General features: G+C 66.1%; 12 protein-coding genes. 4 read left to right on the top strand and 8 right to left on the bottom strand.

What is annotated here, in order from left to right; all coding sequences use genetic code 11:
* The 4 genes from purH to Q8M85_RS02525 all read right to left on the bottom strand — a co-directional run.
* Window positions 1-1,154, bottom strand: a 1,154-nt coding sequence (gene purH / locus Q8M85_RS02540) for a bifunctional phosphoribosylaminoimidazolecarboxamide formyltransferase/IMP cyclohydrolase (RefSeq protein ID WP_305539828.1), incomplete at its 3' end; no start/stop codon positions are given.
* Between the two features lie 25 nt (window positions 1,155-1,179).
* Window positions 1,180-2,910, bottom strand: coding sequence for a heparinase II/III family protein (locus tag Q8M85_RS02535; RefSeq protein WP_305539826.1), 1,731 nt, complete (start codon window positions 2,908-2,910; stop codon window positions 1,180-1,182).
* Window positions 2,911-3,044: 134 nt separating this feature from the next.
* On the bottom strand, window positions 3,045-4,196 hold the full coding sequence (locus Q8M85_RS02530; protein WP_305539841.1) for a saccharopine dehydrogenase family protein: 1,152 nt from the start codon (window positions 4,194-4,196) through the stop codon (window positions 3,045-3,047).
* Between the two features lie 85 nt (window positions 4,197-4,281).
* On the bottom strand, window positions 4,282-5,331 hold the full coding sequence (locus Q8M85_RS02525; RefSeq protein WP_305539824.1) for a saccharopine dehydrogenase: 1,050 nt from the start codon (window positions 5,329-5,331) through the stop codon (window positions 4,282-4,284).
* Between the two features lie 152 nt (window positions 5,332-5,483).
* Here Q8M85_RS02525 and rfbC point away from each other — a divergent pair, with 152 nt between their 5' ends.
* From rfbC to rfbA, 4 genes are read left to right on the top strand one after another with little or no spacing between them, the layout of a single operon-like run.
* On the top strand, window positions 5,484-6,047 hold the full coding sequence (gene rfbC / locus Q8M85_RS02520; protein ID WP_305539822.1) for a dTDP-4-dehydrorhamnose 3,5-epimerase: 564 nt from the start codon (window positions 5,484-5,486) through the stop codon (window positions 6,045-6,047).
* Window positions 6,044-7,081, top strand: coding sequence for a dTDP-glucose 4,6-dehydratase (gene rfbB / locus Q8M85_RS02515; protein ID WP_305539820.1), 1,038 nt, complete (start codon window positions 6,044-6,046; stop codon window positions 7,079-7,081). The genes rfbC and rfbB overlap by 4 nt, the downstream gene beginning before the upstream one ends.
* Entirely contained in the window at window positions 7,078-7,923 is an 846-nt protein-coding gene (rfbD, locus tag Q8M85_RS02510; protein WP_305539819.1) for a dTDP-4-dehydrorhamnose reductase, read from the top strand. The genes rfbB and rfbD overlap by 4 nt, the downstream gene beginning before the upstream one ends.
* Window positions 7,920-8,798: a glucose-1-phosphate thymidylyltransferase RfbA gene (gene rfbA / locus Q8M85_RS02505; protein WP_305539818.1), complete on the top strand. Its 879-nt coding sequence runs from the start codon at window positions 7,920-7,922 to the stop codon at window positions 8,796-8,798. The genes rfbD and rfbA overlap by 4 nt, the downstream gene beginning before the upstream one ends.
* Here rfbA and Q8M85_RS02500 read toward each other — a convergent pair.
* The 4 genes from Q8M85_RS02500 to argH are packed head-to-tail and all read right to left on the bottom strand — an operon-like array spanning window position 8,795 to window position 10,832.
* Window positions 8,795-9,112 (bottom strand): DUF2834 domain-containing protein, encoded by a 318-nt coding sequence (locus Q8M85_RS02500; RefSeq protein WP_305539816.1) that lies wholly within the window; start codon window positions 9,110-9,112, stop codon window positions 8,795-8,797. The two genes, rfbA and Q8M85_RS02500, sit on opposite strands and share 4 nt — an antisense overlap.
* On the bottom strand, window positions 9,109-9,234 hold the full coding sequence (locus Q8M85_RS02495) for a hypothetical protein (RefSeq protein WP_305539814.1): 126 nt from the start codon (window positions 9,232-9,234) through the stop codon (window positions 9,109-9,111). The genes Q8M85_RS02500 and Q8M85_RS02495 overlap by 4 nt, the downstream gene beginning before the upstream one ends.
* A gap of 13 nt (window positions 9,235-9,247) precedes the next feature.
* Window positions 9,248-9,400 (bottom strand): hypothetical protein, encoded by a 153-nt coding sequence (locus Q8M85_RS02490; RefSeq protein ID WP_305539811.1) that lies wholly within the window; start codon window positions 9,398-9,400, stop codon window positions 9,248-9,250.
* Window positions 9,401-9,428: 28 nt separating this feature from the next.
* Window positions 9,429-10,832 (bottom strand): argininosuccinate lyase, encoded by a 1,404-nt coding sequence (argH, locus tag Q8M85_RS02485; protein ID WP_305539808.1) that lies wholly within the window; start codon window positions 10,830-10,832, stop codon window positions 9,429-9,431.
* Between the last annotated feature and the right edge of the window lie 18 nt (window positions 10,833-10,850).

Genomic DNA, 10,850 nt, shown 5'->3' with positions numbered 1-10,850 from the left:
TGCACCAAGAGTCCGCCGGCCACGCGCTTCATGTCGAGCTGGGCGACCGATTCCGACCACTGACCGCATTCGAGCAGGCGCACGTTCTTCTTCGCGGCGACGGCGGCGGAGGCTTCGGGGCTGACTTCGGGCGCGATGATGACTTCGACGAACTGGCGTTCGACGATGGCAGCGGCGGTTTCGCCATCGAGCCGGCCGTTGAAGGCGATGATGCCGCCAAAGGCCGATTCGGGATCGGTCTGGTAGGCGCGATTGTATGCCTCCAGCAGGCTGCTGCCGTAGGCCACGCCGCACGGGTTGGCGTGCTTGACGATGACGCAGGCGGGTGCGCTGTCGAACAACTTCACGCATTCGAGCGCGGCGTCGGTATCGGCGATGTTGTTGTAGCTGAGTTCCTTGCCCTGGATCTGGCGCGCGGTCGCAATCGTGCCGGCGGGGGCGTTCGCCTCGACGTAGAAGGCACCGGCCTGGTGTGGGTTCTCGCCGTAGCGGCAGGTTTGCGCGCGGGCGAACTGCAGGGTCAGCTGCTCGCCGAAGGTTTCGTGCTCGCCGGCTTCGTTCAGCGCAGTGAGGTAGTTGCTGATGTGGCCGTCGTACTGTGCAGTGTGGGTGAAGGCCTTCTTCGCCAGCTTGAAGCGGGTGGCATCGGTCAGCGTGCCGCCCTGGGCCTGCATTTCGGTGACCAGTGCCGGATAGTCGGCGGGGTCGGTGATGATGGCGACGTGGTGATAGTTCTTGGCCGACGAGCGCACCATTGCCGGGCCGCCGATGTCGATGTTCTCGATGCAAGTCGCGTGGTCGGCGCCCTTCGCCACAGTTTCCTCGAACGGGTAAAGGTTCACGATCAGAAGGTCGATCGGCTCGATCCCGTGCGCGGCCATCGCCACAAGATGCTCGTCATCGTCGCGAAGGGCCAGCAGCCCGCCATGCACGTTGGGGTGCAGCGTCTTGACCCGGCCATCCATCATCTCGGGAAAGCCGGTCACGTCGGATACGTCCCGCACCGCCAGCCCTGCTGCCCGCAGCATCCCGCTGGTTCCGCCTGTGGAAATCAGTTCGACCCCATAGCCCGCCAGGGCGCGGGCCAGGTCCAGAAGCCCTGTCTTGTCGGAAACCGAGATCAGCGCGCGGCCGATTGGGACGAGGTTGGTCATCGCTGGAACCCTTCACTGCCCGACGTTACTTTTGCGGCGGGACGTCGGGGTCCACCCCCTCCAGGTCCCGGATGGCCAGCGGAGTATCCTTTGCCTTCGCCAAGGTCCAGCCTATCCGTGTCTCGAACCCCCGCGCTTCGCCGCGAAGCACAATCTGCAGGCAGGGGCGCGGGTTCAACCGCCCGTTTTCCAGGTAGGCGGACGGTTCCAGCGTCAGTTCAAGGGGGCCGGTGAAGCGGAATATCCAGATCTCGCCGCTTTTCAGGACCATCGAGACCGCCGCCCCGCCCATGTCCAGCGTCGCGTCAACCTCGGGGTGCAGGTGGAATCGGATCGCGAAGCGCGCCCCTGCCATCGCGGTCTGGGTCATCGCGTCCTCGAACCGCCGCCGCGCCTCGGCGGTCATGGCGGTCAAGGCATCGACGCCGGACAGCCGCCGCCCGTCATGGGCCAGCGTCAGGCTGCGGCTTGCCGTCAGCCCGTGCGAAGCGAGCCAGCCGTCATGCGCAAGGTAAAGGTCGGTGCCCTCGGTCCCGACCGTCAAGCGCGAGGCGGTGACCTGGGCGCGCTGCTCCAACACCTCGCCCGACCGCCCGGTGCGTGAGGAAGACATGCCCTCCATTCCCAGAACGGAATGTGATGGGGTGGCCCGCGCCGCCTGGTGCCAGGCCTGCCCGAAGGCAACACCCGACCCGCAGTTGACCACCAGCGGCCGCCGACCCGAAGTCAGCTCGAAGGCCGAGGTCGAGGCATGGGCGGTCCGCGCCGCCCGCCCGCCGGGGGGTGCCGCCGCATCGACGATGACCGAGGTGCGCCCGCCATGCAGCCTGGCATAGCCCATCGAAATGGCCGGAGTTGCCCCCGCGCGCACCGCTGCCGATGCCAGCGCCTGATCGAGCCGCCCCTCCGCCGCCCGACCGCCACCGTGGAAACGCGCCAGCTCTCCATCCGCGTGACGCAGCGCCCGCAAGGCCGGGGCAATCCGGGTGATGGCGTGGCTCAACGAAGGCGGCACGGCCAGGTTCGCCTCGGTCATCGCGCTGGCCGACCAGGTCAGCAGGGTCAGCACTTCCAGCAGTTCCTCGGGGTTCCGCGTCGGGATGCCGCCTTCGGCGTCGATATCGGCATCGCAGGCGGCGGCCAGCGCCTGAACCGCCGGAGAGATCAGCGCCTCCATCCCGATCAGCGAAATGCCGGCGTAGACCAGGCCGGTCAGCGCCTCGAACCGGGGCAGACCTTCTGCCGCACTACGCCAGCGACGGGCCAGATAGGTCGCCTGGCGCGACAGTGCCGCGTAAAAGGACGCGGACTGGGCCTTGTCGCGGGCCTGCAGCAGGATCGTCGCGTGATGCACCCAGCGGATGATCCTGCGTCCCGTCAGGTCCGGCGTCCAGCCCGGCCCCTTGCCGCGGCCATAGCGGTCGATCCAGCCCCAGGTCCAGTCCTGCGCGCGTGCCAGCGCCTCTTTTGTGCCAAGCGCCGCCAGATCGTCCAGCCAGGCAAAGCCCTGCGCCTCGGTCGCAAAGGCCTGGGGCGCTTCAAGGTCCCACAGCGAGACTCCGGGAGCCTCGGCCAGATGCCCCGCCAGCAGGATGTTGCCTGCGACCAGCTGCTTGCCGCGCGTGTAAAGCCCGATGGACCGGGGTTCGGGCTGCGAGACAAAGCCACCGGCAGGCCGCGCCCGACGCGCTGCCATCACCGCCAGCCGGTCGGCCAGCCGGTCCAATCGCTTTGACGTGCTGCCGGTGCTGCCCACGTCCTGCCTCGCTGCTCATCGTCCGGTAGCCCCGGATCGTCAGCCGATGATAGGCAAAACGCGGCGGCTCGTCGATGACTTCGTCACGCTTTGCAGCGTTCCGCGACGAGAAGACGAAGTCGCACGAGGAGCTGTCACCCCAGATGGTCGATCCGCCGCAGGAACTGCGCCAGATGCCCGACCTGATCCAGCCACCGCGCCAGCAGCTTCGGGTCATGCGGCGCGCCATGCACCCCCGCCGGGATCTCGCGGTTCAGCACCGCCTCGATCGCCAGCGACACCGGAACCGACACCAGCCGCCCCATCGCAGTCCCGCGCACGTCGCCCCAGGCATCCATCGCCCAGGTCTCGTGAAACACCGGCTTGCCGTCGCGTTCCGCCTTCAGAGCCACGAACAGCACGACCCGGTCCGGCTCGCCCTCGGCATAGGAGTTGTCCTGCAACAAAGCCGCCGCCCGCGTCTCCAAGGCCGCGTTGATCTCGGCCAGGGGCTTGCCCTCCAGCCCCTCGATCTCGCGGAAGATCGGCGCCCAGGCATCCGCCCAGCCGTTCAGCCGGATCGTGCCCCGGACGAAGTCCTTGACCTTCCAGTGCGTCTCGAACCGGTATTCCTCCATGAACGGATAGCTGTCGCGGTTCGGATAAACCTCAAAGCTTTCCGGCACCGGGAGCGGCGCGTCATAGCGGCTGATCGCATCCCAGGGCCGCGCCACCCGCAGCTCGGTGAAATGCCGCAAGGACCGCGACGGCGACCGCAAAGCCTTCAGCACGCCTGCCGGAGCCCAGCTGAACTTGTAGCGGAAGGCGTTCGCTTCTTTCGGAACGCCACCGCAATAGCTGGTGAACGACAGGACATTGTCGTTGTGATAGGCCTTCGACGCCCGGTATCGCGCCACAAGGTCGTGCGCCATCAGGTGATCGATGCCCGGATCAAGCCCAACCTCGTTGATCGAGACCAGCCCCGCCTCGCGGAATGCCTGATCCAGCTCGCGCATCTCGGGCGCGATGTAGGACGACGAACAGAAGTTCGCGCCCTTCTCCAGGCACAGCTTGGCGATCCCGACATGCTGATCCGCCGGCAGCATCGACACGGCGATGTCGCCCGGTTTCAGCGCCGCCGCCAAAGCCTCCAGCGAAAACGCCCGGATGTCCTGCGTCAGGTCGCCGACCTCGGTGCGCGCCTTTTCGACCGTGCGGTTCCAGACCACCACGGGATGCCCCGCCTCGATCAGCCGCCGCAGCCCCGGAATCGACGACAGCCCTGTGCCGCACCAATGGATTGTCATGTTCTTCATCCCCCTCGCCTGGCCGACGCGCGACCAAGAGTTTTCGAAAACTCTTGCAAATCTTTTCGAAAAGATTTGCGCCCGCTCACACGCCCGCGACGTGCCTGTCGAATTCCGCCTTCGCCCGGCCCCAGACGCCCTTGTCCAGCGCATCCAGAGTCTGAAGCGACGGCAGCAACTGCGCCGCATAATCTTCGGACGATTCCACTGGCATCAGCGACGGCAGATTGTCGATGGCGGTCACATCCAGCGGTGGATCGTCATGCACCCGCAAGGCCGGTGCATCCCAGTCCGTCGCCCGGTCATAGACCTTGATCGGCGAGAAATCCGAGGTTGGGTCGCAAGCGATGTCCCCGATCACTGTCAGCTTGCGCGGCTCGGTCTTGGCCGAGGCCGGCACAAACACCGGACACCCCGGCCGCGCCAGGATGCAGTTCAGAAAGATCTCGTGCTGCAGCACCTCCGGGAACGGCCCACCGCTCGCCGTCTCGGCGATGTCCCACTTCGTCACCGCGACACCCATCGCCGTGCACAGGTCCGCAGCCCCCGTTCCAACACGCCCCATCGCCCCGATGATGATCGCCCGGGGCCGCGACAGCCCCGCCAGTTCCTCGCCCAGCTGCGCCAGCAAGGCCTCCTTCGACGGCACCTTCCGCACCGGCCCAGCGATCCCGCCGCGCTGTTGCGCCGCCCAGCACTTCAGCGAAACCGCCGCCCCCGCATACCCGGCCCAATAGCCGAAGGCCGCGACCCGGCGACCGTGTTCGTTTACCAGGTACTCCAGGTCATACAGCGTGCCGCCCCCGGCCTTGAACCGCTGCAGCAGCACCCGCCCTGCCGGTTGCCCCTTGAAGGCGTGGCCAAACATGATGTGACGATGCGACAGCGGCGTCCCATCCTCGGGCAGTTCCTTCAGGCCGAAGATGATCGCATCCGACGGGGCAGTGGGCCACGAATTCTCGACCGCGACTGCGCAGCCCGCCGCAACATACCCGTCCAGGGGAATCGCCCGGACCGAGGACCGCTCGACCGTCACCATGATGCCCGCCTTGACCAGCGCCGCAGCACCCCCAGGCGTGATCCCCACGCGCTCCTCGTTTGGCCGTTGCTCGGCCCGCACCCAGAGATGGGTCATGTCCCCGTCCTTCCCCTACGTCGTTGCCCCCTGATAGCCCAGCTTCGCGAAGGGCAAAACCCCGCAAACAGACTGTTTCCCCGCCATCGCGCCTTGCATTGCGCCCCGTATCGTCGCAAGTCTGCCGCACCCGTTCCTTCCGAGTTTTGCCAATGCAGATTGAGCCTACCGCCATTTCCGAAGTCCTGATCCTGACCCCCCGTCGCTTTGGTGACGCCCGTGGCTGGTTCATGGAAACCTGGAACGCTGCGCGGATGGCAGATGCCGGGCTGAACCTGCCTTGGGTGCAGGATAACCACTCGTTCTCTAGCGCCAAAGGCACGCTTCGGGGCCTGCATTTCCAGTCTCCGCCCCGCGCGCAGGACAAGCTGGTCCGTTGCACCCGGGGCGCGATACTTGATGTGGCGGTGGACATCCGCAGCGGATCTCCCAGCTATGGGGAATGGGTCGGCGTGGAACTGACCCCTGACAACGGCCGCCAGCTATTTGTGCCAAAAGGCTTCCTGCACGGCTTCCTGACCCTGACCGATGACACCGAGGTGCAGTACAAATGCACCGACCTCTACAGCCCCGAGAATGATGGCGCCGTGCGCTGGGACGACCCGGCCATCGGCATCGACTGGGGGGTGAGCGCGCCCACCCTGTCCGACAAGGACGCCCACGCCCCCCTTCTTGCCGACATCGGCCACCCCTTCCGCTACGGGGTCCCCGAATGAAGCTCCTCGTCACCGGAGGCTGCGGTTTCATCGGTTCCGCCGTCGTCCGCCTGGCCGTCGCCCGGGGCCATGAGGTCGTCAACCTCGACGCCATGACCTATGCCGCGAACGCAGCCAACGTGGCCCAGGCCGCCCAGTCGAACCTCTACAGCTTCGAACAGGCCGACATCCGCGACCGGGCCGCGCTGGACAGCATCTTTGCGACCCACACCCCCGACGCCGTGATGCACCTCGCCGCCGAAAGCCATGTCGACCGCTCCATCGACGGCCCCGCCGATTTCATCGAGACGAACATCACCGGCACCTTCAACATGCTGGAAGCCGCCCGCGCCCACTGGACGAGGCAAGGGAAACCCGAAACCTTCCGCTTCCACCACATCTCCACCGACGAAGTCTTCGGCTCCCTCGGCGCAGAGGGTCAGTTCACCGAACACACCCCCTACGACCCCCGCTCACCCTATTCCGCGTCGAAAGCCGCCTCCGACCACCTGGTCCGCGCCTGGGCGGAAACCTACGGCCTGCCCACCGTCCTGACCAACTGCTCGAACAACTACGGCCCCTACCATTTCCCCGAAAAGCTGATCCCCGTCACCATCCTCAACGCGCTGCATGGCAAGCCGATCCCGGTCTACGGCAATGGCGAAAACATCCGTGACTGGCTTTATGTCGAGGATCACGCCGACGCCCTCCTCCTTGTCCTGGAAAAAGGCCAACTCAACCGCAGCTACAACATCGGCGGCGAGAACGAACGGCGGAACATCGACCTCGTCCGCACCATCTGCGCGCTTCTGGACGAAATGGCCCCCAAAGCCACCCCCTACGCCGACCAGATCACCTTCGTCACCGACCGCCCCGGCCACGACGCCCGCTACGCCATCGACCCGACCCGCATCCGCGAGGAACTGGGCTGGCGGCCCTCGGTCACCGTCGAGGAGGGGCTAAGACGCACCGTCCGCTGGTATCTCGACAACGAAACCTGGTGGCGCCCGCTCCTCGACCGCAAGGGCGTGGGCGAAAGGCTGGGCAAGGCATGAGGCTCCTCGTCTTCGGCAAGACCGGCCAGGTCGCGCGTGAATTGCAGCGCCTTGCGCCTGATGCCAACTTTCTTGGCCGCGATGAAGCCGACCTTATGAACCCGGCCGCCTGCGCCGCCGCCATCGCCGCATCGGGCGCGCAAGCGATCATCAACGCCGCCGCCTGGACCGCCGTCGACAAGGCCGAGTCCGAGGAAGCCGCCGCGACCGTTGTCAACGGGGACGCCCCCGCCGCAATGGCCCGCGCTGCCGCCGACAGGGGCCTCCCCTTCCTGCACATCTCTACCGACTACGTCTTCGACGGCTCTGGCGAGCAGCCTTTCACCCCGGACCACCCGACCGCACCGCTTGGGGCCTATGGCCGGTCGAAGCTTGCCGGTGAAAGGGGTGTCAGTGCCGCTGGGGGCAACGCCCTTATCCTTCGCACGTCCTGGGTCGTGTCGGCCCACGGCGCGAACTTCGTGAAGACCATGTTGCGGCTTGGGGCCGAGCGGGAAAGCCTGCGTGTCGTGGCCGACCAGATCGGCGGACCCACTCCGGCATCCGCCATTGCCGAGGCGCTTCTGGCTGCAGCAAATGCTATGGTGGCTGGCGTGCCAGGCGGCACGCACCACTTCGCCGGTGGCCCCGAGACCAGCTGGGCGGATTTCGCCCGTGCTATCATGGCCGAGGCCGGACTGCCTTGCCGGATCGAGGATATCCCGACGACCGATTACCCCACCCCCGCCAAACGACCGCTGAATTCCCGCCTTGATTGCAGTGCATTTACCAAAGCGTTCGGCATCCAGTGCCCCGACTGGCGGCAGGGCCTGACAGCGATCGTGAAGGAGCTTCGTCCATGACCCGCAAAGGCATCCTTCTCGCCGGGGGCACAGGTTCCCGCCTCTGGCCGATCACGCTGGGCGTCTCGAAGCAACTGCTGCCGATCTACGACAAGCCGATGGTCTATTATCCGATCTCGGTCCTGATGCTGGCGGGCATCCGCGAGATCGCGATCATCACCACAGCGGACGACCAGCCGCAATTCCAGCGCCTGCTGGGCGACGGCAGCCAGTGGGGCCTGAGCTTCACCTGGATCATCCAGGAAAAGCCGGAAGGGCTGGCGCAAGCCTACCTTCTGACCCGCGATTTCCTGGGCGGTGCGCCTTCGGCGATGGTGCTGGGCGACAACATCTTCTTCGGCCACGGTCTGCCGGAAATCCTGCACCGTGCCAACGCACAGCCGTCGGGCGGGACGGTGTTCGGCTACCACGTCTCGGACCCCGAGCGGTATGGCGTCGCGGCCTTCGACGCCTCGGGCAAGGTCACGCAGATCATTGAAAAGCCGAAGAACCCGCCCTCCAGCTTTGCGATCACCGGGCTTTATTTCCTGGACGGTCGTGCCCCGGACATTGCCGCGACGATCAAACCCTCCCCGCGTGGAGAGCTGGAAATCGTCGATGTCCTGGAACACTATCGGGCCGAAGGGTCGTTGCAGGTCGAACGCATGGGCCGCGGCTTTGCCTGGCTGGACACCGGCACGCCCGGCAGCCTGCTGGACGCCGGAAACTTCGTGCGCACGCTTCAGGACCGGCAGGGGATGCAGGTCGGATCACCTGACGAGATTGCTTTCCACAAAGGCTGGATCGACCGCGCGGGGATGGAAAAGCAGGCGCAGGTCTTCGGCAAATCCAGCTACGGTGCGCATCTGGCCGGAGTGCTGCGGGAAGAAACCTAGTCCTTCCTCCCTGATCGCAGGAACAGGTACAGCGGCAACCCGCAGCTGACCCCGATGCAGAAGGTGGCAGGTATCGCCACCAGGTGCCACCAGGCGCGGCGGCTGATCGCCTCGGCCAGGATCCAGACGGTCAGTGCGATGGCGGCGATTGTCAGGTCCCAGGTCAGCCCCGTGGTCGAAGCGTTGACGTACCAGGCGTCGATCAACCCGCCCAGACCAGTCCCCGTCTCGCGCATGTACTTCAGGAACCAGTACATCGGATGCACCGCGCCCCAGACGGCAAGCGCCAGGAAAGCCAGACGCAGCGGCGTCACTTTATCACCACGCCGACCTGCGCCTCACCGACGACCGACAGCCCTTTTGAGGGTGGCTCTGGTGCGCCATCGGCACCGCAGGCGGCAAGGGTTAGGCAGGCGAAAAGCAACAGTCTGGGCATGGGAGGCCTTTCCTTACGGGTCGATGGTCACCGTGGCACCACCGACCCGGCTGGACAAGGTGGGGTTTGCCGCCACCCCGTCAGGGCCGAAGGTAAGGTTGGTGGCGACCAGCGGATTGCTGCACCCCGCAAGGGTCAGAAATGCCAGAAGAACGGCAGATTTCATGGCAGGACTCCTTTGCTGACAGATTGGATTACGCCAGCGCGGCTTTCCAGCGGGCAATCTGGTCGCGCACCTGGTCAGGCGCCGTCCCGCCATAGGATGTGCGGCTGCGGACCGAATTTTCCACCCCGAGGACAGAGTAGACGTCCTGCGTGATGCCCGGATGCACTGCGGTCATCTCGCTGATCGACAGGTCGGGCAGATCGCAGCCCTTGGTCTCGGCCAGCGCCACCAGCGTCCCGGTCACGTGATGCGCCTCGCGGAACGGCAGGTTCAGCGCCTTGACCAGCCAGTCGGCCAGGTCGGTCGCGGTCGAGAAGCCCGAGGCAGCAGAGGCCGCCAGCACCTCGCGGTTGGCGGTCATGTCGCTGACCATGCCGGTCATCGCGGCAAGGCCCAGCATCAGGCTGTCGGCGGCGTCGAAGACCTGTTCCTTGTCTTCCTGCATGTCCTTGGAATAGGTCAGCGCAAGGCCCTTCATCACGGTGAACAGCGCCACCGTCGCCCCCAGGATACGCCCCAGCTTGGCGCGCAGAAGCTCGGCCGCGTCGGGGTTCTTCTTCTGCGGCATGATGCTGCTGCCGGTTGTCCAGCGATCTGACAGGCGGACAAAGCGGAACTGCGCGCTGGACCAGATCACCAGCTCTTCGGCAAAGCGCGACAGGTGCATGGCGCAGATGCTGGAGGCGCACAGGAATTCCAGCGCGAAGTCGCGGTCGCTGACGCTGTCCAGGCTGTTCGCCGTGGGCCGGTCGAAGCCCAGAGCCTGCGCCGTCCTGTGCCGGTCGATGGGAAAGCTGGTCCCGGCCAGCGCCGCAGCGCCCAGGGGACATTCGTTCATGCGCTTGCGGGCGTCTTCAAAGCGGCTGCGGTCACGGGCCAGCATCTCGACATAGGCCATCATGTGATGCCCCCAGGTCACCGGCTGGGCCGTCTGCAGATGGGTGAAACCAGGCATGACCCAATCCGCCCCCGCCTCGGCCTGCGCCAGGAACGCCTGCATCAGCCCGGTCAGCCCGGCAATCGCCTGGTCGCACTGGTCGCGGACCCAAAGACGGAAGTCGACGGCCACCTGGTCGTTGCGCGACCGCCCGGTGTGCAGGCGCTTTCCAGCCTCGCCAATCCGATCGGTCAGACGGGCCTCGATGTTCAGGTGGATGTCTTCCAGTTCCGTCGTGAACGGAAACTTTCCCGCTTCGATCTCTGACAAGATCGAGAGCAGGCCTTCCCCAATCGCCTTTGCATCCATATCAGTGATGATGCCTTGCGCGGCCAGCATCGCCGCATGGGCCCGGCTGCCCGCGATGTCCTGGGCGTAGAGCCGCTGGTCGAACCCGATCGAGGCGTTGATCGCCGTCATGATCGCGTCCGGCCCGCTGGCAAAGCGCCCGCCCCACATGGTGTTTGCGGCTTTGGGATCGCGGGCGTCGGACATGTGCGGGCCTATGGAGTG

Origin of the sequence: Tabrizicola sp., from assembly GCF_030694085.1 — a bacterium.
Taxonomy (GTDB): Bacteria; Pseudomonadota; Alphaproteobacteria; order Rhodobacterales; family Rhodobacteraceae; genus Tabrizicola.
This window is presented reverse-complemented; position numbering and strand designations above follow the sequence as displayed.

What these genes read in the sequence shown, in the direction of transcription:
- Q8M85_RS02530 (WP_305539841.1), bottom strand. Translation starts at nt 4,196, where the DNA reads ATGACAATCCATTGGTGCGGCACAGGGCTGTCGTCGATTCCGGGGCTG.
- Q8M85_RS02525 (WP_305539824.1), bottom strand. Translation starts at nt 5,331, where the DNA reads ATGACCCATCTCTGGGTGCGGGCCGAGCAACGGCCAAACGAGGAGCGC.
- rfbC (WP_305539822.1), top strand. Translation starts at nt 5,484, where the DNA reads ATGCAGATTGAGCCTACCGCCATTTCCGAAGTCCTGATCCTGACCCCC.
- rfbB (WP_305539820.1), top strand. Translation starts at nt 6,044, where the DNA reads ATGAAGCTCCTCGTCACCGGAGGCTGCGGTTTCATCGGTTCCGCCGTC.
- rfbD (WP_305539819.1), top strand. Translation starts at nt 7,078, where the DNA reads ATGAGGCTCCTCGTCTTCGGCAAGACCGGCCAGGTCGCGCGTGAATTG.
- rfbA (WP_305539818.1), top strand. Translation starts at nt 7,920, where the DNA reads ATGACCCGCAAAGGCATCCTTCTCGCCGGGGGCACAGGTTCCCGCCTC.
- Q8M85_RS02495 (WP_305539814.1), bottom strand. Translation starts at nt 9,234, where the DNA reads ATGCCCAGACTGTTGCTTTTCGCCTGCCTAACCCTTGCCGCCTGCGGT.
- Q8M85_RS02490 (WP_305539811.1), bottom strand. Translation starts at nt 9,400, where the DNA reads ATGAAATCTGCCGTTCTTCTGGCATTTCTGACCCTTGCGGGGTGCAGC.
- argH (WP_305539808.1), bottom strand. Translation starts at nt 10,832, where the DNA reads ATGTCCGACGCCCGCGATCCCAAAGCCGCAAACACCATGTGGGGCGGG.